Below are 20,851 nucleotides of genomic sequence, written 5' to 3' on the forward strand. Positions count from 1 at the left end.
TTCTCACCCGGCAAGGCGCGAGAACACGCCCTTCAGGATCGACTCGTAGATGGCGGTCAGCTGTCGCAGATCCTCCACCGAACAATATTCGTCCACCTTGTGCATGGTCTGGCCGACCAGCCCGAACTCCACCACCGGGCAGACATTCTTGATGAAGCGCGCATCCGACGTGCCGCCGGTGGTCGAATATTCCGGCCGGCGCCCTGTCACCCCCTCAACCGCCTCCGCCACCAGTTCGGTCAGCGGGCCGGGCGGGGTGACGAAGCTGTCGCCGGAGCAATAGACCTCCAGCTCATAGGCGCCGCCGACGGCGTCGAAGGTGCGGCGCAGCCACGCCTCGATGCCGGCTGGGGTGTGGGCGTCGTTGAAGCGGATGTTGAAGGTCGCCTTGCCCTGCGCCGGGATGACGTTGGTCGCCTTGTTGCCGACGTCGATGGTGGTCAGCGCCAGGGTGGAGGGCTGGAAATGCGCCGTGCCCTCGTCCATCGGATGCTCGGTGATGGCGGCCAGCATGCGGACCAGCCGCGGCAGCGGGTTGTCGGCCAGATGCGGATAGGCGACGTGACCCTGCGCGCCGAACACGGTCAGGAAGCCGCTCAGGCTGCCGCGCCGGCCGATCTTGATCATGTCGCCCAGCGCCTTGGGGTTGGTCGGCTCCCCCACCACGCAGGCGTCGATGCGCTCGCCGCGCTCGGCCAGCCAGTCCAGCACCTTGCGGGTGCCGTTGATGGCAACCCCTTCCTCGTCGCCGGTGATCAGCAGGCTGATCGAGCCGGCGGGCGGCCCGTCCTGCAGCCGGCGCGACACGGCGGCGACGAAGGCGGCGATGGCGCCCTTCATGTCGACCGCGCCGCGGCCGAACAGCCGTCCGCCCATCACCTCGCCGGCGAAGGGATCGACAGTCCAGCCCTTGTCGCCCGGCGGCACCACGTCGGTGTGGCCGGCGAAGCAGAAGTTGGGCCCCTCCGTGCCGAGCCGGGCATAGAGGTTCTCCACCGGCTCCGTCCCCTCCTGCTGGAAGCGCAGACGGTGGCAGGTGAAGCCCATCGGCGTCAGCGCCGCCTCCAGCACCCCGAGCGCCCCGTCGTCGCGCGGCGTGATGCTGGGGCAGCGGATCAGGTCCTGGGCGAGGGCGACGGCGTCGATGGTCATGGGCTGTCCGGTTGGTCTTCGTCGGTCAGGGGGCCGCGTCGATCTGGCGGGCGACCCATTGGCTCAGGCTGATGCCTTCTGCGGCGGCGCGCAAGGCTGCCTTCCGGTGAAGTTCCGGCGTGGCGCGCACCAGCATCTTGCCGCTGAAGGGCTTGTCGGGCGTGCGGCCTTTCTCGGCGCAGATCGCCAGATATTCGTCAATGCTGCCACGGAAGCTGTCCCACAGATCCTGAGCGCTGCCGCCTTCGAAGTGGATGACGTCCGACAGGCCGGCAACCGTGCCGGAGAAGGTCCCGTCCTCCGGATCGAAGTCGATGGGACCGGACACATAGCCCTTGTATTCCATCGTCATGGCGTGATCCCCGCGTTGATCAGCAGCTTGCGCACCGCGTCCACCGCACCCTTCTTGGCCTCCGGCCGGGGATGGGGGCGGTGGAAGACCGCGCCGCGGTCGCGGACCTCGATCCAGACCCGACTGCCGGCACGCTCCTCGACGACTCCGTCCAGCGCGATCACCAGCGCCTCGATGTCCGCCCAGCGGATCGAAGCGGATGTCGGCCGCGCGAAAATGGCGGCAATCGTCGCGCGATGGGCCTTGTTCATGCGGCGATGGTATTGCGGGAGGCGCCGGAAAGGCAAGGGCGATAGCGGCCTGCGCTATCGCCCCAGCTGTCTGCCGCTGTCCGATCAATCCCGCAGCAGGTCGTTGATCGCCGTCTTCGAGCGGGTCTTTTCGTCGACGCGCTTGATGATGACGCAGCAGTACAGGCTCGGGCCCGGGGTGCCGTCGGGCAGCGGCTTGCCGGGCAGCGAGCCGGGGACGACGACCGAATAGGCCGGGACGCGGCCCATGAAGACCTCGCCGGTGTGGCGGTCGATGATCTTGGTCGAGGCGCCGATGTAGCAGCCCATGGAGATGACCGCGCCTTCCTCGACGATCACGCCCTCGACGATCTCCGAGCGCGCGCCGATGAAGCAGTTGTCCTCGATGATGACCGGGTCGGCCTGCAGCGGCTCCAGCACGCCGCCGATGCCGACGCCGCCCGACAGGTGGACGTTCTTGCCGATCTGGGCGCAGGAGCCGACGGTGACCCAGGTGTCGACCATGGTGCCGCTGTCGACATAGGCGCCGACATTGACGAAGCTGGGCATCAGGATGACGCCGGGGGCGACGTAGGACGATTTGCGGGCGATGGCGCCGGGCAGGGCGCGGAAGCCGGCGTTCTGGAACTGGCCTTCGGTCCAACCTTCGAACTTCGGCGGCACCTTGTCGAACCAGGACGAACCGCCAGGACCGCCGGGGATCATCTCGTTGGCGTTCAGGCGGAAGGACAGCAGCACTGCCTTCTTCAGCCACTGGTTGACCTTCCAGCCATCGGCGGTCTTCTCCGCGACGCGCAGGTCGCCGGCGTCGAGCGCATCCAGCGCCGCGTTCACGGCGTCGCGGACGGGGCCGGTGGTGGCGGTGGTGAGATCGGCGCGGTTTTCCCAGGCGGCGTCGATGGTGGCTTGCAGGCTGGCGTGGCTCATGGCGCGGTCGTTCTGCTGTCGATTGTCCAAGGGACGGCACCATGGAGCCGCATTGCGCCCGCTGTCAACCGTACCCGCGGCCGGGATTGGCCGGTTTGCGACAAAGCTCTAGAGCCCGGCCACCGCGGCCAGCCAGGAGGGCAGATCGTCCACGGTGTGGTCGATGTGGATGCCGGCGCCGACCCCGGCCTTCTCGTATTCCTTCTCGCCGCGGACCCAGACGGTGGTCATGCCCAGCGCGTGGGCGGGGGCGAGGTTGCGGGCGATGTCCTCCACCATGCAGGCGTCGGCCGGGTCGACGCCGTGGCGCTCCACCAGCGTGGCGTAGGGGCGGGGATCGGGCTTCGGCACGAAACCGCCGGCGGCGATGTCGAACACCGCTTCGAACCGGTCGAGGATGCCCAGCCGGCCGGCGACATTCTCGGCATGGCGAACCGAGCCGTTGGTGTAGATGATCTTGCGGCCGGGCAGGCGGCCGAGCGCATCGGCCAGCAGGGCGGAAGGCTGGACGCCGGTCACGTCGATGTCGTGGACATAGTCCATGTATGCCACCGGATCGACGTCATGCTCCATCATCAGGCCGCGCAGCGTGGTGCCGTATTCGCGGAAGAAATGCTTCTGCCGCACCCGCGCCTCGTCCATGCCGATGTTGAAATGGGCGGCGATGAACTCGTTGATCCGGCGGTCGACCTGGGCGAACAGGTTGCAGGACGCCGGGTAGAGCGTGTTGTCGAGGTCGAAGATCCACACGGCGCGGTCGCGCAGCGCGGCGAGGGGATTGCCGGCGGATCCGGTGACGGAGTCGGGCGCCGGAGCGGCGGGGGAGGTCGGGACGGTCATCCCCCAAGAATGGGACCGTCGGCGGCCCGCCGCAAGTCGCTTCACATGGTCGCAGCGCCGCCCCGTCCCGTGGCCGTCCCATGGCCGTCCCTTGCCCGTCCCCTGGGTCGCGCCGCCGCCATGGGGGTCCCCCGCATCGTTGGTTGATTGAAGATTAACCCCTAAAGGGGTAACATGGGCTGGACCTTATAACGGTTTGCAGCCTAAGGTTTTCGCCCCGCCCGCCCCGTGGCCCGTCCGCCGCGTGGCCCGCCGATCTGGGATCGCCGTGGACCTTCTTCTGACCACCGGTACCTCCGCCCCGACCGCCGGTCCGACCGGCCACGTGACGCTGGTCGCGCTGTATCCCGGCCCGGCGCTGCGGCTGGATTCGGCGCTGGCCGTCGCCGAGGCCAATGCCGAGGCGGAAGACATGATGGACAGCGACCCACGCTGGCTGCCGGAACTGCGCAATTGGCTGTCGGCGTCCAGCGTGGCGCCGGGGCTGCGCTCGGTACCGGTGGAATCCCTGCGCGGGATCATGATCGTCGAATGGGCCGGCGTGCCGCTGCCAGACGGCGGCTTCCTGCTGCTGGGCCGCGACGACACGCTGGAACGGCAGCTGCGCCACACGCTGACCGAATCGCGGCGGCGCTACAAGGATCTGGTGGAGGTCTCCTCCGACTTCGCCTGGGAAACCGGGCCGGACGGCACCTTCGTCTTCGTCAGCCACAAGGGCGCTCTCGGCTATCCGGCGGATGCGCTGATCGGCCGCGACCCGCGCAGCCTGGCGCTGGAGGACGCGGAAGACCTGCCGATGCCCTTCGACTGCCGCCGCGCGGTCGACCAGACGGAGCTTTGGCTGAAGAGCGCCGACGGCACGCCGGCCTGCATCGTCGCCTCCGCCCTGCCGCTGTTCGGGCCGCAGGGCGACTGGATCGGCGCCCGCGGCGTCTGCCGCGACGTGACCGAACAGGTGCTGCGCTCCAACGAGCTGGCGCGCATCCGCTATCGCGAACGGCTGCTCGGCCACATCGTCCACACCTTGCGCGACCGGCTCGACGCCGCGGAAGCGCTGGTGGTGGCCGCAACGGAGACGGCGCGGGCGCTCAGCGCCGACGGCTGCCGCATCTACCGGGCGGAGGAGGGGGGCGGCAGCGCCGGCGCCCCGGGCGGCGGTCGCGTCGCCCTGTCGCTGGTGGCGGAGTTCGGCGCGGAGTTGCCGGAGGTCGGGACCACGCTGCTCGACCGCATCGCCAATGGCGAGGGTCTGGTGACCGACCGGCTGGGCGACGTGCAGCTGATCGGCGAGCGGACCGAATACCGGCAGGCGGTGAACGGCGCGCTGCTGGTCTGGCGCACCGGCGATTCGGAGCCGTGGGACGACGACGACCGCCAGCTGATGTCCGGCGTGGCCGACCATATCGGCATCGCCCACGCCCATCTTGCCTATCAGGAGCGGCTGCGCCGTTTGTCGGAACGCGACGGGCTGACCGGCCTGTTCAACCGCCGCACCTTCTTCGAACGGCTGGAGGAGTCGATCTCCCGGCTGGACAGCGGGCCGTCGGCCCTGCTCTATGTCGACCTAGACAATTTCAAGGCGGTCAACGACCTGCACGGCCACCAGCAGGGCGACACGGTGCTGAAGGCCATCGGCACGCTGCTGACCACCGGGGTGCGGCCGGGCGATCTGCCGGGACGGCTGGGCGGCGACGAGTTCGTTCTGTGGCTGGGCCGCACCGACGAGGAGAAGGCGCGGATCGTCGCCGATCGTCTGCTGAACGGCATGCGTGACCTTGCCCACCTGTCGGCAAGCCCGGAGAAGCCGCTGGGCCTGTCGATCGGCATCGCCGTCCACACCCCCGGCCGCGGCGAGACGGTGCGCGAATTGACCGACCGCGCCGATGCCGCCATGTACGACGCCAAGAAGAGCGGCAAGGGGCATTACGCCCTGGCGCCGGTCTTCCAGGCCTCTTCGACCGACGTTTCCGCCGCGGAGCCCGCCCCGTGACCCCGCCTGCCTCTCCGCGTCCCGAGACGCTCGACCCCGCCGATTACGAATCCGCCAAGCGGATGGTGCAGAGCGAGGATCCGGCGGTTCGCCGGAAGGTCGCCGAGCATCCCAAGACCCGGCCGGAACTGCTGTATTTCCTCGCCGCCGACGCCGCGGCCGAGGTGCGGCGCGCCATCGCCACCAATGCCGGCACGCCGCGGCAGGCCGACCTGCTGCTGGCCAAGGACCGCGAGGTCATGGTGCGGCAGGCGGTGGCGCAGAAGATCGCCCGCCTGCTGCCGGAACTGTCGGCCGATCAGGCGACGCAGATCGAACGGCTGACGGTGGAATGCCTGGAAACGCTGGCCCGCGACCAGGCGACCGAGGTGCGCGGCATCCTGGCCGAGGCGCTGAAGGACCTGCCCAATGCCCCGCACGGCGTCATCAACCGGCTGGCCCGCGACGTCGAACTGTCGGTCTGCGCGCCGGTCCTGCAGCATTCGCCGATCCTCACCGAAGAGGATCTGACCGACATCATCATGAAGGGGCCGGTGCGGGGCGCGATGACCGCCATCGCCAGCCGGCAAAACGTCTCCGCCTCCGTCGCCGACGCCATCGCGCGCTCGGACGACGAGGCGGCGGTGACGGCGCTGCTCGGCAACCCGTCGGCCCAGATCCGCGAAGAGACGCTCGACCGCATCCTCGATCAGGCGCCGCAGCACGAGCCCTGGCATTCGCCGCTGGTCCGCCGTCCGCGGCTGCCGGCGCGCGCGGTGGCGCGGCTGGCCAGCTTCGTCGCCGACAGTCTGCTGAAGGTTCTGCAGGACCGCGACGACCTCGATCCGGAGGCGGCGCGCGGTCTGGTGGAGGCGGTGCGCCAGCGGGTGGGGCAGACGGCCGCCGGCACCGCGCCCGGCCAGCCGCTCGGCCCGGTCGATTTCGGCGAGGAGGCGGTGGGCGGTACCGCCGGGCCGGAGAAGCCGGTGGAACGGCCCAGCGACAAGGCGGCGCGCCTGAACAAGGAAGGCAAGCTGACCGAGAAGCTGATCGAGGGTTCCATGGTGGAGGGCGACCGCGGCTTCGTCATGGCGGCGCTGGCGGAGCTGTCGCAGATTCCGCTGCCGGTGGTCGACCGCATCGTCGCCACCCATGCGCCGCGCGCGGTGACCGCGCTGGTGTGGCGCGCCGGGCTGACCATGCGCTTTGCCCGACAGGTCCAGTTGCGGCTCGCCCAGATTCCGCCAAAAACGGCGCTTAATGCTCGCGACGGCACGCATTATCCAATGACCGATGAAGAGATGCGCTGGCAGCTCGAATTCTTCGGCGTCGAGGAGAAGGCGTGACGTTTCCAACCGTTTTCAGGTTTTCCCTGGCATGCGTGTCGCTTTCCTCGCCTTCTTCGTCATCCTGATCGCCGCATCCACCGGCTTCACCGCGCCACCGCGCGAAACGCCGGAAGAGCGCGCGGTCGCCGCGACCTTCGATGCCGCCCGCAATGCGCTGGCCGAAAAGCGGGGATCGGCGGTGATTTCGCTGCTCACCCGCAACTCGGTCAAATCGCTGGAATCGGTGCGGGACGCCGCCCGCCAGCCCGGCGACGCGCCGCTGCAGCGGCTGGAACCGGCGGAACGCTTCGGCGCCATGGGCCTGCGCCGCTATCTCGGCCCGTCCGAACTGCGCCGCATGTCGGTCGGCGACATCGCCAACCATGCGCTGAAGGCGGGCTGGCTCGGCCCCAACGTCATCTCCCGCAGCTCCCTGGGGCCGGTGCGGGTCAAGGGCGACCGGGCATCGGGCCTGCTGATGGTCGACAACCGGCCGGCGCTGGTTCCGGCCGACTTCGTACGAGAGGGCGGGGCCTGGCGCATCGACCTGTCCAGCGTCTTCTCCTTCGGTAGCCAGATGTTGAAGGGCTTCGCCGCCATGTCGGGGAAGGACGAGACCGCCTATATCGATGAACTGCTCAACCGTCTGCCGGCCAAGCCGGGGGCGATGAGAACGCACTGAGCCCAGGTGCGATAATCCGTCCGGCTCAAATCCTTTTGGCCGCGCCCATCCGCGCAATTGCGGCGATTCAAGAGTTTGCGTAGACTCGCGCCCGCTTCCACCAAGTGTTGGCGCCGACGATGACCGCACCGGAAGAGTCCAGTCCCTTGCCGGCCCACGGCCGAACCGTGCCCTGCGGCGCGCATTTTCGCGCCGCGGTGCTGGAGCTTGCCGCCCTGCGCGGGGTCGGGGTACCGGCGCTCGTGACGGCTGCCCTGCTGCTGGCGCCGGAGGGGGCGGCCGATCCCGGACTGCGCGACTCGGGCGGGGAAGCGGTGCTGGAGGTGGAGGGGGTAGCGGTCGGCGACGCCGCGATCCGCAGGGCGCTGGCCGCCGCCCTGGCGCTCGCCGATCCGGGCGCCCGCATCCTGTCGGCCGAAGACGTGAGCCGGCTTGAGGCCGCGGTGGAGACGCTCGGCTACCGCAACAAGACGCTGGCCCATGCGCTGCAGCGCCTGTCCTTCCAGCCGCTCGACGGCCGGATCACCGAAGTGCGCGACGCGGCGCAGTTGTTCGGCTTTGTCAATGAATGGTGTTTCGACGAGGATCAGGTGCGGCGGCGTTTCCGCGAACTGGCGCCGGTCTATCACCCCGACACCGGCATCGTCGCCTGCCGCGAACGGATGGGCCAGCTGATCGACGCCCGCAACCTGCTGGTCCACCATGTCCGCAGCGTCTACAGCTCCGGCGACTGGCTGGCGAAGCGGGGCAGGACCCCCGTGTGAGCTGGAGCCGGCTTCAGCCGGCCAGCCCGATCGCTTCCTCGACGATCGCCTGATCCATCGTGGTGCCGTCCAGCACCGCCCCGGTCAGGTCGGCGCCGGTCAGGTCGGCTTCGCTGAGGTCGGCCCCGGTCAGGTCCGCCCCGGCCAGATTGGCGCCGGCAAGGTTGGCCTTGCGCAGGTCGGCCTTGCACAGCAGCGCCATGCCCAGCCGGGCGCGCTGCAGATTGGCGCGCCAGATATGGCCGCTCATCGTCTGGATATGGACGGGGCCGAGCTGCGCCCCGGTCAGGTCGGCGCCGGTCAGGGTGGCGCGCTCGAAATTCACGCCGCGCAGGTCGGCCTTCGACAGGTTGGCCTTGCGCATATCGGCCAGCGACAGGTCGGCTATCGCCATTGACGCACCCGACAGGTTGGCGCCGCGCAGCGCGATGCATTGCAGGATCGCCGCCGACAGGTTGATGCCGTCCAGCTTACGGCCCGACAGGTCCAGCGCCGACAGGTCGGCACGCTTGCCGGCCTTGCCGCCGCTGTCGATCCAGGTCAGATGCTCCATCAGCATCTCGCGCAGGTCGTCTTCCGGGTTCTCCAGCGTCTTGGCCAGCACAGCCGCCTGCAGGTTGGGCGAGCGCATCTGGGCGGCGTCGAGGATGGCGCCGATCAGGGTGGCGCCGCTGAAATTGGTGCGGTTGATGGCGCAGCCGGTCATCACCGCTCCCGACAAACGGGCGCCCGACAGGTTGGCCTCCGTCAGGTCGGCGTCGGTCAGGTCGCAACCGGTCAGGTTGGAGCCGGTCAGGTTGGCACGCATGAACTTGGTGCCGCGCAGGACGGCGTCGGTCAGGTCGGTCTGCATGACGAAGGCGTTGGCGATCTTGGCCCGCGACAGGTCGGCGCCGCGGATGGTCGCCGCCGTCAGTTCCGACGTGAGGACCGAATCCTCATACTCGTGCGCGTACATCTCGCCGCTGGCGTCGTAATGCAGCAGCGTGCCGTCGCGCAGATCGACCTCCACCAGCGTCGCCTCGCTCAGCACCGCGCCGCGCAGGCAGGCGCCGCGCAGGTCGGCCCGGCGCAGGTCCGCCTTCTCCAGATTGGCGAGCCGCAGGTCGGCGGCATAGAGGTTGGCGTTGCACAGGTTGGCGCCGGTCAGCCGCGCGCTGAACAGCTTGGCGCCGGACAGGTCGGCGTCCGACAGGTCGATGCCGGACAGGTCGAGATGCGACAGGTCGCGCATCTTCAGGTTGGCGCGCACGCCGCCGGGCTGGCTTTTACGGAATGCCTGGTGCCGCAACAGGATCGCGTTGAGCTGGCTCTGGGTCAGCTTGGTTCGCGGACTGTTGGACCCGAAGCCCTGGGCGGACGACATCGCCGGCATACCTTCTCTATTTGGTAACCCATAATCCGAAAGAGTCGCCAAAATTTGGTTAAGAGTCGGCGGACTGTGACAAGGTTGCGACCGATAACCACGCCCCGGCAAGGCCGACCTTCGGCGGGAGATCAGAAGCCGCCGGCAATGGTTGACTCGCGGTCCCGGCTTCTCTATGGTCCGCCGACCTGTCTTCCGCCAAGTCGATAGACCGGGTACCCCGGCCCCATGCCGGGTATCTCCGCCAGTCCGCGAATTTCGCGCACTGGCGCTTTCGTGCTTGTGCGGGTGGCGGCTCTGACGCTGGACCCGGAACTGGGGAACGAGTAACGCATGTTCGAAGGCCTGACCGGACGCCTGGGCGACATCTTCGACAAGCTGCGCCGCCGTGGCGCGCTGACCGAGGAGGACGTCTCCGCAGCACTGCGCGAAGTTCGCGTGGCGATGCTGGAGGCCGACGTCGCGCTGCCCGTCGTCAAGCAGTTCGTCGCCCAGGTGAAGGAGCGCGCCGTCGGGCAGGAGGTGCTGAAGTCCGTCACCCCCGGCCAGCAGGTCATCAAGATCGTCCACGACAACCTCGTGGAGATGCTGGGCGAAGGCGCCGACATCAACCTGAACGCGGCCGCCCCGGTGCCGATCCTGATGGTCGGCCTGCAGGGCTCGGGCAAGACCACCAGCACCGCCAAGATCGCGCTCCGTCTGAAGACGAAGGAGCGCAAGAAGGTCCTGATGGCCTCGCTGGACGTCCGCCGTCCGGCCGCGCAGGAACAGCTGAAGGTTCTGGGCGAGCAGACCGGTGTCGCCACGCTGCCGATCGTGCCGGGCCAGGACCCGGTCGCCATCGCCAAACGCGCCATCGAGACCGGCCGTCTCGAAGGCTATGACGTCGTCATGCTCGACACCGCCGGCCGCCTCGCCATCGACGAGGAGCTGATGGCGGAGGTCGCGGCCGTCCGCGACGCGACCAAGCCGGCGGAAACGCTGCTGGTCGCCGATGCGATGACCGGCCAGGACGCCGTCACCGTCGCCACCAATTTCAACGACAAGGTCGGCATCACCGGCATCGTGCTGACCCGTATCGACGGCGACGCACGCGGCGGTGCCGCCCTGTCGATGCGCCAGATCACCGGCAAGCCGATCAAGCTGCTGGGCGTCGGCGAAAAGATCGACGCGCTGGAGTCCTTCCACCCCGACCGCATCGCCGGCCGTATCCTCGGCATGGGCGACGTGGTGTCGCTGGTGGAGAAGGCCGTAGAGACCATCGACAAGGACGAGGCCGAAAAGCTCGCCCGCAAGATGGAGAAGGGCCAGGGCTTCGACCTCGACGACATGGCGATGCAGCTGAAGCAGCTCCGCAAGATGGGCGGCATGTCCGGCCTGATGGGGATGTTGCCGGGCATCGGCAAGATCAAGGACCAGTTGAAGGACGCCAACGTCGACGACGGGATGATCAAGCGCCAGGAGGCGATCATCTCCTCGATGACCAAGGCGGAACGCAAGAACCCCGACATCATCAAGGCTTCGCGCCGCAAGCGCATCGCCGCCGGTTCCGGCACCTCGGTGCAGGAGGTCAACAAGCTGCTGAAGCAGTTCGAGACCATGCGCGGAATGATGAAGCAGGTGCAGAAGCTTGGGAAGAAGGGGATGCTGCGCGGCGGCCTCGGAAACCTGCTGCCGAAGGGACTCGGCGGCTTCGGTGGGAAGGGGCCTTTCGGCTGACCTGACCGCCTTTCGAAATCACCTGATACCTGTTTGACTTGAGAAGAGAAAGTTTCGACCAATGGCTCTGAAGATTCGTCTGGCTCGCGGTGGTGCGAAGAAGCGTCCGTTCTACTCGATCGTCATCGCGGACGCCCGCAGCCCGCGTGACGGCCGCTTCATCGAGAAGATCGGCACCTACAACCCGATGCTGCCGCGCGAGCACGAGCAGCGCATCATCCTGAACGCCGAGCGCGCCAAGCATTGGCTGTCGGTCGGCGCCCAGCCGACGGACCGCGTGGTCCTCTTCCTGGCCAATGCCGGCCTGGTCGAGAAGCCCGCCGTCCGCGAGACTCCGAAGAAGTCGGCTCCGAAGGCCAAGGCGCAGGAGCGTCTGAAGGCCGAGGCCGCCGCCGCGGCTGCCGCCGAGGGCTGAGCTTGAGGTCAGGGTTGAGGTCGTGACGACGTGCCGGGTGCTCCTTCGATGACCGCCAAAATCTGTGTCGGCCAGTTCGCGGGATCGCACGGCGTGCGGGGGCTGGTGAAGCTGCGCAGCTTCACCGCCGAGCCCGCCGACATCACGGCCTATGGCCCGCTGTCGGACGAAAACGGCGCCCGCCGCTTCACGGTGATGCTCCAGGGCATGGTCAAGGACAACTTCCTGGCCAAGGTCGACGGGGTGACCAGCCGCGAACAGGCCCAGGCCCTGGCAGGGGTGCGGCTCTACGTGGACCGCGGCGCCCTGCCGGCGACGGAGGACGAGGACGAGTTCTACCATGCCGACCTGATCGGCCTGCGTGCGGAACTCGCCGACGGGACCGTCTACGGCACGGTGAAGGCGATCTACGACTTCGGCGCGGGCGACGTGCTGGAGGTCAGGACCGCCGGCGGACCGTTGGAGATGCTTCCCTTCTCCAAGGCCTGCGTGCCGGTGGTCGATGTCCGGGGCGGTCGCATCGTCGTCGATCTTCCTGCCGTGATCGAAGCCCGCGAGGGCTCCGGTGACGAGGAAGAGGTCGAAGGGAAAGAGGACGGAGACCAGAGCGGGGAGGAGGGGCCGTGAATCACGGCGCCGACGGTCCGCGGGTCTGGACGGCCAAGGTTCTGACGCTGTTCCCGGAAATGTTTCCGGGACCGCTCGGCCACTCGCTGGCCGGCAAGGCGTTGGAAAATGGAGTCTGGGCACTGGAATCGGTGGACATTCGCTCGTTTGCGCGCGATAAACACCGCTCCGTCGACGACACCCCCTTTGGCGGAGGGGCCGGCATGGTCATGCGGCCCGACGTGCTGGACGCGGCTCTGACCGCGACGGCGGGACCTGTGGGGGCACCGGGACGCGGCCGGGCGATCTATCTGTCGCCTCGCGGACGGGTGCTGAACCAGGAACTGGTCAAGGAGTTGGCCGCCACCCCGGTGGTGACGCTGCTCTGCGGCCGGTACGAAGGGGTGGACCAGCGGGTCCTCGATGCGCACGGCCTCGAAGAGGTCAGCCTCGGGGATTTCGTGCTGTCCGGCGGGGAACTCGCCGCGCTCAGCCTGATGGATGCCGTGGTGCGCTTGCTCCCCGGCGTCATGGGCAACGTGGAGACGGCGGGCGAAGAGAGTTTCGAACGGGGGTTGCTCGAATACCCCCACTACACCCGGCCGGCGGTCTGGACCGACGGGCAGGGTGTGGAACGCGCGGTGCCGGAGGTTCTGCTGTCCGGTCACCACGGAAAGGTCAAGGCCTGGCGGCTGGCCGAGGCGGAGAGGATCACGGAGGCCCGACGGCCGGACCTGTGGTCGCTCTACCAGGCGAGCCGCCCGGCAGAAGCTGTTACGAACAAGGGTCGGCGGCAGGCTCGCCGGCGCGACCCGAAACCGGAGTGACGGTCCGCCGCGAGGCGCACCGATAGAAAAGGGGTAGTGCTATGAACCTGTTGCAGCAGCTCGAGCAGGAGCAGATCGAGAAGGCCCTCGGTGGCAAGACGATCCCGGAGTTCTCCTCGGGCGACACCGTCCGCGTGAACGTGAAGGTCGTCGAAGGCACGCGCGAGCGTGTCCAGGCCTATGAGGGCGTCGTGATCGCCCGCAAGAACGCCGGCCTGAACAGCTCCTTCACCGTTCGCAAGATCAGCTACGGCGAGGGCGTGGAGCGCGTGTTCCCGCTGTACTCCCCGCGTATCGACTCGATCGAGCTGGTCCGCAAGGGCGCCGTCCGTCGCGCCAAGCTGTACTATCTGCGCGATCTGCGCGGCAAGGCCGCCCGCATCGCCGAGCGCACCACCGGCCGCGGCATGGTCAACGGCCGCCGGGCTGCCGAGTAAGGCGCCTTCCGGTTCGTTTCAGGTTCATAGGTTCGGCGCCCGGCCATCCGGCCGGGCGTCTTCTTCCCGTCACCATCAGAAAAGCTTAAGGAGTAGGCGCCATGAAGCGCACGTTCCAGCCGTCCAAAATCGTGCGTAAGCGTCGTCATGGCTTCCGCGCCCGTATGGCCACCGTCGGCGGCCGCAAGGTGATCGCCCGCCGCCGCGCCCGCGGCCGCAAGGTTCTGAGCGCCTGATCCCCGCGATGGCGGCGCCGGACCGTAGGGTCGGGCGCCTGATGCGGCGGCCGGAATTTCTGGCCGTGGCCGGGACACGGCGCAAGCATGTGGCTCCCGGCCTGATCCTCCAGGTGCGCCGGCACGACGACAAGCAGCGGCCCGCCGACGGCGGTCCGCCGATCCGTTTCGGTTTGACGGCGAGCCGCAAGGTCGGCAACGCGGTGGTGCGCAATCGCGCCCGCCGCCGTTTGCGTGAGGCCGCGCGGCAGATTTTGACCGTTCATGCGGCTCCCGGCCACGACTTCGTCCTGGTCGCCCGCGGCGACACGGCCGAGCGGCCGTGGACCGACCTGCTCGGCGACCTGACCGCCGGGCTGAAGCGCCTCGGCCTCTGGCGCGAGGCGGAAGGGTAGGAGGCCGCGACGTCATGTTTCGCATCGCCGGCCTCAGCCCGCTCGCGCACCTGCTCCGCGCGCTCGTTTATCTCTATCGCTGGACCTTGTCGCCCTTCGTGGGCTGGCATTGCCGTTTCCAGCCGACCTGCTCCTGCTACGCCATCGAATCGCTGGAAAAGCACGGCGCCATCCGGGGGGGATGGCTGACGGTGCGCCGGCTCGGGCGTTGCCATCCCTGGGGCGGGTCCGGCTGGGATCCCGTGCCCGATCCCGTGCCGCAAGGGGCGCCGCAGGCGTCCCATCGCTGCGGCCCGCGGGAAAAAGGGCATGCGGCGGTTGCCCAGCCCGGCGAAAACCCGTAACAAGGCCGCGCACACGCCGCCCTTCTTTCAAAGGCCCCACGGCAACCGGGACGCCATGACCGACCAACGCAACCTCATCATCGCGATTGCCCTGTCGATCGCCATCCTTCTGGGCTTCCAGTATTTCTACGAGAAGCCGCGGGTGGAGCAGCAGAAGCAACTCGCCGCCCAGCAGGCCGCCCAGACGGAGCAGTCGGTGCCGGTGCCGGCCCCCGGCGTGCCCGCCCAGCAGCCCCCCGCCACGGCAGAGGTCGCGAAGGAGCGCCCCGAACTGCTCGCCGAGCAGATGGCGGCCGGCACCCGCGTGAAGATCGACACGCCGGCCCTGCATGGCTCCGTCAATCTCGTCGGCGGCCGCATCGACGACCTGACGCTGGCCCAGTACCACGAGACGCCGGACCCCAAGAGCCCGGAGATCGTGCTGCTGGCCCCGGCTGGCACGCCCGCCGCCTATTATGCCGAGTTCGGCTGGGTGCCGCAGGGCGCCGGCATCGCCACCCCGACCGCGACCACCCGCTGGACCGCCGACGGCACCGCGCTCACCCCCGAAAAGCCGCTGACCCTGACCTGGGACAACGGCCAGGGCCTGGTGTTCGAGCGCAAGATCGCCGTCGACCCGGACTTCATGTTCACGGTGACGCAGACCGTGCGCAACACCGGCGCCAACCCGGTCACGCTGCTGCCCTACAGCCTGGTGTCGCGCACCGGTACGCCGCAGACCTCGGGCTACTACATCCTGCATGAAGGGCCGCTCGGCGTCTTCAACGGCTCGCTGACCGAAGAGAAGTACGACGACGTCCGCAAGGCCGGCAGCATCTCCAAGGAAACCAACGGCGGCTGGATCGGCATCACCGACAAGTACTGGCTGGTGTCGCTGGTGCCCGACCCGAACGAGAAGGTCACCGCGCGCTTCCTCTACAATCAGGTCGCCAATTCCGACCGCTACCAGACCGACACGATGGGTGCCCCGGTCACCGTCGCGCCGGGTGCGTCGGTCGAGAACACCGGCCGCCTGTTCGCCGGCGCCAAGCAGGTGAAGCTGCTCGACAGCTACTCCGAAAAGCTGAACATCAAGAATTTCGATCTCGCGATCGATTTCGGCTGGTTCTATTTCCTGACCAAGCCGTTCTTCTACGCTCTTGATTTCCTGGGCCGCGTCCTCGGCAACTTCGGCATCGCCATCCTGGTGCTGACCGTCTGCGTCAAGGCCGTCTTCTTTCCGCTCGCCAACAAGTCCTATCAGGCGATGAGCAAGATGAAGGCGCTGCAACCCAAGATGCAGGAGCTGCGCGAGAAGTTCAGCGACGATCAGGCGCGCATGAACCAGGAACTGATGGCGCTGTACAAGCGCGAGAAGGTTTCCCCGGTGTCCGGCTGCCTGCCGATCCTGATCCAGATCCCGGTCTTCTTCTCGCTCTACAAGGTGCTGTTCGTGACCATCGAAATGCGGCATGCGCCGTTCTTCGGCTGGATCCACGATCTCTCCGCGCCCGATCCGACCAACCTGTTCACGCTGTTCGGTGTCATTCCTTGGGACCCGCCGCACCTGCTGCATCTCGGCCTGTGGCCGCTGATCATGGGCGTGACCATGTGGTTCCAGCAGAAGATGAACCCGGCCCCGCCGGACCCGGTCCAGCAGAAGGTGTTCCAGTTCCTGCCCATCGTCTTCACCTTCATGCTCGCCGGCTTCCCGGCCGGTCTGGTGATCTACTGGGCCTGGAACAACACACTGTCGGTCCTGCAGCAGTGGACCATCATGAAGCGCATGGGCGTGAAGGTCTGATCCACCGGACCCGACCGCTGTCCGTCCTTTAGACCTGCCGCCGGCAAAGACCCTTGACGGGCCTTTGCCGGCGGTATGTTTTTTAGCCGATCCCAATGAGAGCGCCCGCCATGACCACCCCTGACACGCCGACCCCCAACACCCCCAGCATCGTTTCCGGCTTCGACGAGGCCGCGCTGGAGGCCGGGCGGCTGCTGTTCGCCAAGGAGTGCGACTTCGTCTGGGGCGCCAACGCGCTGAACCAACTGCCGGAGGCCGACCTGCCGGAGGTCGCCTTCGCCGGACGGTCGAACGTCGGTAAGTCGAGCCTCGTCAACGCGCTGACCGGGCGCAAGACGCTGGCCCGCACCTCCAACACGCCGGGCCGCACGCAGCAGCTCAACTTCTTCAACCTCGGCAACCGGCTGAAGCTGGTGGACATGCCCGGCTACGGCTATGCCAAGGAGTCGAAGGAGAAGGTGGAGGCGTGGAACGACATGGTCCGCCGCTTCCTGCGCGGCCGCGTCACGCTGCGCCGGGCACTGGTGCTGATCGACTCGCGCCATGGGCTGAAGCCGAACGACCACGAGATCATGGAGATGCTGGACCGCACGGCGGTGCCCTATGTCGTCGTGCTGACCAAGGCTGACAAGGTGAAGCCGGCGGAACTGGACAAGGTGCGCCGCGACACCCAGGCGGGGCTGAAGAAGCACCCGGCCGCCTTCCCGGATATCCACGTTACCAGTTCGGAAAAGGGCACCGGCATCGCCGAACTGCGCGCCAGCCTCGCCGCACTGGCCCTGGCCGCCGAATAAAAGGCCGGCGGCGATGGGTGGCATCTCTCCCGCGCTGCTGTTCCTGATGCAGGCCCTGCTGCTGATCGCGGGGCCGTTCCTGCTGTGGCGGCTCGGCGGCGGCCGTCACATCGCCCCGATGGTGGTCATCCAGATCCTGTTCGGGGTGGCGCTGGGGCCGTCGCTGCTCGGCCGGCTGGTGCCGGATTTGTGGGGCGTGCTTTTCGCGCCCGCCGCACTGGCGCCGCTGTCCGGTCTGGCCCTGATGGCCGTCGTTTTCTTCGCCTTTCTCACCGGCCTGCACCTCGACCCCGCCGAGTTCCGCGGCCGGGGCGGGGCCTTCGCCACCGTGGCGCTGTCCAGCATGCTGGTGCCGACCCTGCTGGGCGGAGCCTTAGGTTGGTGGCTGGCCGGCGCCTTTCCTGAGATGACCGGAACGCACGCCACTCCCGGTCTGTTCGCCGCCGGCTTCGGCATCTGCGTCGGCGTCACCGCCCTGCCGGTGCTGGGCGCCATCCTGCGCGAAATGGATTTGCTGGGCGACCGGGTCGGGCGTCTGGCGCTGGGCTATGCCGCAGTGAACGACGCGCTGCTGTGGCTGCTGATCACTGCGGTCCTGGCATGGTCCATGGCGGACGGTGGCGATGTCTGGGCGGTGGCCCGGGTGGGGCTGCTCGGGTTCGCCTATGTCGGGGCGACGGTCCTTGTCGTGCGTCCGCTGCTCGACCGCCTGCTGGAGCGGGTGGCGCCGGACGGGCGGATGGGCGATACCGCGGTGGTGGTTACCTGTGCCGCTCTGCTGGCCTCGGCCGCGGTGACCGAACTGATCGGGCTGCACTACATCCTCGGCGCCTTCATCGCCGGCAGCGCCATGCCGCGCCGCTATGCGGCGGCGATCCTCGACCGGCTGGAGCATTTCGCCACGCTGATCCTGCTGCCCTTCTTCTTCACGCTGACCGGGCTGAAGGTGAATCTGACGCTGGACGACCCGGCGCAATGGACGGTGTTCGCGCTTGCCAGTCTCGCGACGCTCACCGGCAAGATGGCCGGCACCACGCTGCCTGCCCGCTGGACCGGGGAGTCCTGGCCCGACGCGCTCCGCCTCGGCACCCTGATGCCGTGCAAGGGGCTGATGGAGGTCATCGTGCTGACCGTCCTCCTGGAAGCCGGCGTGCTGTCCGGTCCCTGTTTCTCGGCGATGGTGCTGATGGCGGTGACAGTCACCGCGCTGACTCAGCCGATGACCCGGCTGGCCGGAGTGTGGCGTTCGCCAGGCAGTGCGGCGATTGCGACGGCGGGTGGCCGGCGCCGCCGGGTATGTGACCGTTAAATTGCCCCCTAGGCAACCGGCCGGCCTTTCCGTTAAAGAAGCCCAACCGTCCACCCCGACAAAGGGCATCCTCCCGTGCAGACTCCCACCCGTGACGAGTGGCTCGCCAAGGCCCGTACCCTGTCCGAAGCGCTGCCCTACATGCGCCGTTATGCCGGGAGCACCTTCGTCATCAAGTACGGCGGCCATGCCATGGGCGACGCCGGCCTGGCGGAGCTGTTCGCGCGCGACATCGTCCTGCTGAAGCAGGTTGGCATCAACCCGGTGGTCGTCCACGGCGGCGGGCCGCAGATCGGCCAGATGCTGGAGCGTCTGAAGATCAAGTCCAGCTTCATCGACGGCCTGCGCGTCACCGACAAGGAGACGGTCGAGGTGGTCGAGATGGTGCTGGCCGGCTCCATCAACAAGCAGATCGTCGCCGCCATCAACAGCGCCGGCGGCCGGGCCGTCGGCCTGTCCGGCAAGGACAGCAACCTGATCACCGCCCGCCGGCTCGAGCGCGTGCAGCGCGACCCTGACAGCAACATCGAGCGGGTGCTGGACCTGGGCTTCGTCGGCGAGCCTTACAAGGTGAACCCGGAGATCCTGCAGGCCCTCGCCAAGTCGGACATCATCCCGGTGATCGCGCCGGTCGGTTTCGACGTGAACGGCGACACCTATAACATCAACGCCGACACGGCGGCCGGTGCGGTCGCGGCGGCGGTGAAGGCGGCGCGCTTCTTCCTGCTGACCGATGTCGCCGGCGTGCTCGACAAGGAGAAGAAGCTGATCGAGAAGATGTCGCTGGCCGATGCCCACAAGGCCATCGCCGACGGCACCGCCTCGGGCGGCATGATCCCGAAGATCGAGACCTGCATCGGCGCGGTGGAGCAGGGCGTCGACGCCGCTGTTATCCTGGATGGCCGCGTGCCGCATGCGCTGCTGCTGGAGATCTTCACCGAAGGCGGCGCCGGCACCCTGATCGGCAAGGCCTGACTCCGCAAACGGGGGACCGATGAGCGACCTGCGCAAGGACCTGCTCCGCCAGATGAAGGCCATCCGCGAAAAGATGGACCCGAAGCTGGTGGAGCGCGCCCGGCTGGCGGCGTTGGGCAAGGTTCCCTATGACAGCGACGCGGCGAAGGAGGCGGTCGGCCATTTCCTCGACGCCAAGCGGGATGGCGGCGCCTTCCGCCGCAAGCTGGAGCAGGCGCTGAAGGCCGAGGGCGCGGCGCTGGACCTCGATGATGGGGAAAAGACGCCGCCGCCCGTGAAGCCGCGGCGCGGCGGCCGGATGACGTAACGCTGTCCGGCACCACGCAAGGAGCACAGCCTTGCTGCATGTCTTCGTCAATGACGGCGGTCTGCTGCGCTGGGCCAGGGAGGTGGCTTCGGACGAGGCGGCGCCCCTGCCCGAGACCGCCGTGTGGCTGGACCTGATCAACCCGACGCCGGGTGAACTGGCGCGGGCGGAGGCGCTGATCGGCACCGGCCTGCCCACCCGCGAGCAGATGGCGGAGATCGAGGAATCGAGCCGTCTGCGCGTGGCCGGCGGTGCATTGACCATGACCGTCACCGCACTGGTCTGGGCCGACACCGACGAGCCGCGCATCGCCACCGTCAGCTTCGTGCTGGCCGGGCGGCGGCTGGTGACCATCCACGACATCGATCCGCAGGCGCTGCTGGCCTTCCGCCGCCGCGCCACCCATGGCGAGATCTCCGCTGCCCGGGGCGAACTGGTTCTCGCTGCGCTGGTGGATGGGATGATCGACCGCACCTCCGTCGTGCTGCGGCGGACGGGGGTGGAGTTGGATGCGCTGAACCGTCGCTATTTCCGCGGGCGCAAGCTGCGCTCGCGCGGCGAGACGCTGGACGATGCCCAGACGCTGAAGCGCATCGGCCATGCCGGCCATCTGATCGGCAAGGCGCGGGTCAGTCTGGCGAGCCTCACCCGCATGACCGATTTCCTGGCGCGCGGCGACGGCTGGAATTCCGGCAAGGCGACGCGGCGCTGGGCCAAGACCACGCTGCAGGACCTGCGCGGGCTCGACCAGTATGCCCGTTTCCTGGCCGGCAAGGTCGCGTTGGCGCTGGATACGGCGTTGGGACAGATCAACGTCGAGCAGAACGAGATCGTCAAGATCGTGTCGGTGTTGACCGTTCTGCTCTATCCGCCGACCCTGGTCGCCAGCATCGGCGGCATGAACTTCACCGACATGCCCGGCAGCGATTCGCCCTTCGGCTATGTCAGCGCCCTGGGGCTGATGCTGCTGTCGGCGTTGCTGCCGGTGGTCTATGTGCGGTCGAAACGCTGGATGTAGCGCGTTTCCACAATAGGGCAGGCGGATCGTCCGCGGCGCTTTCCTTTTGACAGCC

Annotated in this window: 24 protein-coding genes; 18 read left to right on the forward strand and 6 right to left on the reverse strand. The window is 68.3% G+C overall.

Going from position 1 to position 20,851, the window contains the following annotated elements:
- Positions 1 to 3: 3 nt before the first annotated feature.
- The 5 genes from dapE to B9N97_RS15180 all read right to left on the reverse strand — a co-directional run bounded on the left by dapE (position 4) and on the right by B9N97_RS15180 (position 3,522).
- Entirely contained in the window at positions 4 to 1,152 is a 1,149-nt protein-coding gene (dapE, locus tag B9N97_RS15160; RefSeq protein WP_085087971.1) for a succinyl-diaminopimelate desuccinylase, read from the reverse strand.
- Between the two features lie 25 nt (positions 1,153 to 1,177).
- Complete coding sequence (locus B9N97_RS15165) at positions 1,178 to 1,504, reverse strand: type II toxin-antitoxin system HicB family antitoxin (RefSeq protein ID WP_244560729.1); 327 nt, start codon at positions 1,502 to 1,504, stop codon at positions 1,178 to 1,180.
- The gene (locus B9N97_RS15170) at positions 1,501 to 1,755 is read right to left on the reverse strand and encodes a type II toxin-antitoxin system HicA family toxin (RefSeq protein ID WP_085087977.1); all 255 of its coding nucleotides are present in this window, start codon (positions 1,753 to 1,755) and stop codon (positions 1,501 to 1,503) included. The genes B9N97_RS15165 and B9N97_RS15170 overlap by 4 nt, the downstream gene beginning before the upstream one ends.
- Positions 1,756 to 1,839: 84 nt before the next feature.
- On the reverse strand, positions 1,840 to 2,682 hold the full coding sequence (dapD, locus tag B9N97_RS15175) for a 2,3,4,5-tetrahydropyridine-2,6-dicarboxylate N-succinyltransferase (protein ID WP_085087980.1): 843 nt from the start codon (positions 2,680 to 2,682) through the stop codon (positions 1,840 to 1,842).
- A 108-nt stretch (positions 2,683 to 2,790) separates the two neighbouring features.
- A complete protein-coding gene (locus B9N97_RS15180) occupies positions 2,791 to 3,522 on the reverse strand; it encodes a pyrimidine 5'-nucleotidase (protein ID WP_085087982.1) in 732 nt (243 codons plus the stop codon).
- A 268-nt stretch (positions 3,523 to 3,790) separates the two neighbouring features.
- Between B9N97_RS15180 and B9N97_RS15185 the strand changes: the two genes are divergently transcribed.
- From B9N97_RS15185 to B9N97_RS15200, 4 genes are all read left to right on the forward strand, one after another.
- A complete protein-coding gene (locus B9N97_RS15185; RefSeq protein WP_085087985.1) occupies positions 3,791 to 5,512 on the forward strand; it encodes a sensor domain-containing diguanylate cyclase in 1,722 nt (573 codons plus the stop codon).
- Positions 5,509 to 6,837, forward strand: coding sequence for a DUF2336 domain-containing protein (locus tag B9N97_RS15190; protein ID WP_085087988.1), 1,329 nt, complete (start codon positions 5,509 to 5,511; stop codon positions 6,835 to 6,837). The genes B9N97_RS15185 and B9N97_RS15190 overlap by 4 nt, the downstream gene beginning before the upstream one ends.
- Before the next feature lie 31 nt (positions 6,838 to 6,868).
- Entirely contained in the window at positions 6,869 to 7,501 is a 633-nt protein-coding gene (locus B9N97_RS15195) for a hypothetical protein (RefSeq protein WP_085087991.1), read from the forward strand.
- A gap of 119 nt (positions 7,502 to 7,620) precedes the next feature.
- Entirely contained in the window at positions 7,621 to 8,265 is a 645-nt protein-coding gene (locus B9N97_RS15200; RefSeq protein WP_085090589.1) for a hypothetical protein, read from the forward strand.
- 13 nt (positions 8,266 to 8,278) lie between these two features.
- Here the strand turns inward: B9N97_RS15200 and B9N97_RS36760 are convergent, their stop codons facing one another.
- Positions 8,279 to 9,631, reverse strand: coding sequence for a pentapeptide repeat-containing protein (locus tag B9N97_RS36760; RefSeq protein ID WP_085090590.1), 1,353 nt, complete (start codon positions 9,629 to 9,631; stop codon positions 8,279 to 8,281).
- A 333-nt stretch (positions 9,632 to 9,964) separates the two neighbouring features.
- On the opposite strand from B9N97_RS36760, the gene ffh reads away from it, so the two are divergent.
- From ffh to B9N97_RS15275, 14 genes are all read left to right on the forward strand, one after another.
- Positions 9,965 to 11,350: a signal recognition particle protein gene (ffh, locus tag B9N97_RS15210; RefSeq protein ID WP_085087993.1), complete on the forward strand. Its 1,386-nt coding sequence runs from the start codon at positions 9,965 to 9,967 to the stop codon at positions 11,348 to 11,350.
- Between the two features lie 61 nt (positions 11,351 to 11,411).
- A complete protein-coding gene (gene rpsP, locus B9N97_RS15215; RefSeq protein WP_085087996.1) occupies positions 11,412 to 11,765 on the forward strand; it encodes a 30S ribosomal protein S16 in 354 nt (117 codons plus the stop codon).
- A gap of 48 nt (positions 11,766 to 11,813) precedes the next feature.
- A complete protein-coding gene (gene rimM, locus B9N97_RS15220; protein ID WP_085087999.1) occupies positions 11,814 to 12,392 on the forward strand; it encodes a ribosome maturation factor RimM in 579 nt (192 codons plus the stop codon).
- A 59-nt stretch (positions 12,393 to 12,451) separates the two neighbouring features.
- Positions 12,452 to 13,198, forward strand: coding sequence for a tRNA (guanosine(37)-N1)-methyltransferase TrmD (gene trmD, locus B9N97_RS15225; protein ID WP_244560914.1), 747 nt, complete (start codon positions 12,452 to 12,454; stop codon positions 13,196 to 13,198).
- Positions 13,199 to 13,239: 41 nt separating this feature from the next.
- Positions 13,240 to 13,635: a 50S ribosomal protein L19 gene (gene rplS, locus B9N97_RS15230; protein WP_012973145.1), complete on the forward strand. Its 396-nt coding sequence runs from the start codon at positions 13,240 to 13,242 to the stop codon at positions 13,633 to 13,635.
- Between the two features lie 101 nt (positions 13,636 to 13,736).
- Positions 13,737 to 13,871: a 50S ribosomal protein L34 gene (rpmH, locus tag B9N97_RS15235; protein ID WP_012973146.1), complete on the forward strand. Its 135-nt coding sequence runs from the start codon at positions 13,737 to 13,739 to the stop codon at positions 13,869 to 13,871.
- Positions 13,872 to 13,912: 41 nt separating this feature from the next.
- Positions 13,913 to 14,266 carry a ribonuclease P protein component gene (gene rnpA, locus B9N97_RS15240; RefSeq protein WP_348520094.1) on the forward strand — a complete coding sequence of 118 codons (354 nt, stop codon included), beginning with the start codon at positions 13,913 to 13,915 and terminating at the stop codon, positions 14,264 to 14,266.
- Positions 14,267 to 14,280: 14 nt separating this feature from the next.
- The gene (gene yidD, locus B9N97_RS15245) at positions 14,281 to 14,610 is read left to right on the forward strand and encodes a membrane protein insertion efficiency factor YidD (RefSeq protein ID WP_085088008.1); all 330 of its coding nucleotides are present in this window, start codon (positions 14,281 to 14,283) and stop codon (positions 14,608 to 14,610) included.
- Between the two features lie 55 nt (positions 14,611 to 14,665).
- Entirely contained in the window at positions 14,666 to 16,393 is a 1,728-nt protein-coding gene (gene yidC, locus B9N97_RS15250; protein WP_085088011.1) for a membrane protein insertase YidC, read from the forward strand.
- 110 nt (positions 16,394 to 16,503) lie between these two features.
- Positions 16,504 to 17,187, forward strand: coding sequence for a ribosome biogenesis GTP-binding protein YihA/YsxC (gene yihA, locus B9N97_RS15255; RefSeq protein ID WP_208621224.1), 684 nt, complete (start codon positions 16,504 to 16,506; stop codon positions 17,185 to 17,187).
- A 13-nt stretch (positions 17,188 to 17,200) separates the two neighbouring features.
- The gene (locus B9N97_RS15260) at positions 17,201 to 18,496 is read left to right on the forward strand and encodes a cation:proton antiporter domain-containing protein (RefSeq protein WP_085088013.1); all 1,296 of its coding nucleotides are present in this window, start codon (positions 17,201 to 17,203) and stop codon (positions 18,494 to 18,496) included.
- Positions 18,497 to 18,571: 75 nt separating this feature from the next.
- Positions 18,572 to 19,471: an acetylglutamate kinase gene (gene argB / locus B9N97_RS15265; RefSeq protein ID WP_085088015.1), complete on the forward strand. Its 900-nt coding sequence runs from the start codon at positions 18,572 to 18,574 to the stop codon at positions 19,469 to 19,471.
- Positions 19,472 to 19,490: 19 nt separating this feature from the next.
- The gene (locus B9N97_RS15270) at positions 19,491 to 19,778 is read left to right on the forward strand and encodes a hypothetical protein (RefSeq protein ID WP_085088018.1); all 288 of its coding nucleotides are present in this window, start codon (positions 19,491 to 19,493) and stop codon (positions 19,776 to 19,778) included.
- A gap of 31 nt (positions 19,779 to 19,809) precedes the next feature.
- Positions 19,810 to 20,796, forward strand: a complete 987-nt coding sequence (locus B9N97_RS15275) for a magnesium transporter CorA family protein (protein WP_085088021.1) — start codon at positions 19,810 to 19,812, stop codon at positions 20,794 to 20,796.
- Positions 20,797 to 20,851: the final 55 nt, after the last annotated feature.

Origin of the sequence: Azospirillum oryzae (genome assembly GCF_900177515.1) — a bacterium.
GTDB classification, from domain to species: domain Bacteria; phylum Pseudomonadota; class Alphaproteobacteria; order Azospirillales; family Azospirillaceae; genus Azospirillum; species Azospirillum oryzae_A.

Bases quoted from the DNA above. Each gene is read 5' to 3' on its own strand.
- dapE (WP_085087971.1), bottom strand. From the start codon at position 1,152: ATGACCATCGACGCCGTCGCCCTCGCCCAGGACCTGATCCGCTGCCCC.
- B9N97_RS15165 (WP_244560729.1), bottom strand. From the start codon at position 1,504: ATGACGATGGAATACAAGGGCTATGTGTCCGGTCCCATCGACTTCGAT.
- B9N97_RS15170 (WP_085087977.1), bottom strand. From the start codon at position 1,755: ATGAACAAGGCCCATCGCGCGACGATTGCCGCCATTTTCGCGCGGCCG.
- dapD (WP_085087980.1), bottom strand. From the start codon at position 2,682: ATGAGCCACGCCAGCCTGCAAGCCACCATCGACGCCGCCTGGGAAAAC.
- B9N97_RS15180 (WP_085087982.1), bottom strand. From the start codon at position 3,522: ATGACCGTCCCGACCTCCCCCGCCGCTCCGGCGCCCGACTCCGTCACC.
- B9N97_RS15195 (WP_085087991.1), top strand. From the start codon at position 6,869: ATGCGTGTCGCTTTCCTCGCCTTCTTCGTCATCCTGATCGCCGCATCC.
- B9N97_RS15200 (WP_085090589.1), top strand. From the start codon at position 7,621: ATGACCGCACCGGAAGAGTCCAGTCCCTTGCCGGCCCACGGCCGAACC.
- B9N97_RS36760 (WP_085090590.1), bottom strand. From the start codon at position 9,631: ATGTCGTCCGCCCAGGGCTTCGGGTCCAACAGTCCGCGAACCAAGCTG.
- ffh (WP_085087993.1), top strand. From the start codon at position 9,965: ATGTTCGAAGGCCTGACCGGACGCCTGGGCGACATCTTCGACAAGCTG.
- rpsP (WP_085087996.1), top strand. From the start codon at position 11,412: ATGGCTCTGAAGATTCGTCTGGCTCGCGGTGGTGCGAAGAAGCGTCCG.
- rimM (WP_085087999.1), top strand. From the start codon at position 11,814: ATGACCGCCAAAATCTGTGTCGGCCAGTTCGCGGGATCGCACGGCGTG.
- trmD (WP_244560914.1), top strand. From the start codon at position 12,452: ATGTTTCCGGGACCGCTCGGCCACTCGCTGGCCGGCAAGGCGTTGGAA.
- rplS (WP_012973145.1), top strand. From the start codon at position 13,240: ATGAACCTGTTGCAGCAGCTCGAGCAGGAGCAGATCGAGAAGGCCCTC.
- rpmH (WP_012973146.1), top strand. From the start codon at position 13,737: ATGAAGCGCACGTTCCAGCCGTCCAAAATCGTGCGTAAGCGTCGTCAT.
- rnpA (WP_348520094.1), top strand. From the start codon at position 13,913: ATGCGGCGGCCGGAATTTCTGGCCGTGGCCGGGACACGGCGCAAGCAT.
- yidD (WP_085088008.1), top strand. From the start codon at position 14,281: ATGTTTCGCATCGCCGGCCTCAGCCCGCTCGCGCACCTGCTCCGCGCG.
- yidC (WP_085088011.1), top strand. From the start codon at position 14,666: ATGACCGACCAACGCAACCTCATCATCGCGATTGCCCTGTCGATCGCC.
- yihA (WP_208621224.1), top strand. From the start codon at position 16,504: ATGACCACCCCTGACACGCCGACCCCCAACACCCCCAGCATCGTTTCC.
- B9N97_RS15260 (WP_085088013.1), top strand. From the start codon at position 17,201: ATGGGTGGCATCTCTCCCGCGCTGCTGTTCCTGATGCAGGCCCTGCTG.
- B9N97_RS15270 (WP_085088018.1), top strand. From the start codon at position 19,491: ATGAGCGACCTGCGCAAGGACCTGCTCCGCCAGATGAAGGCCATCCGC.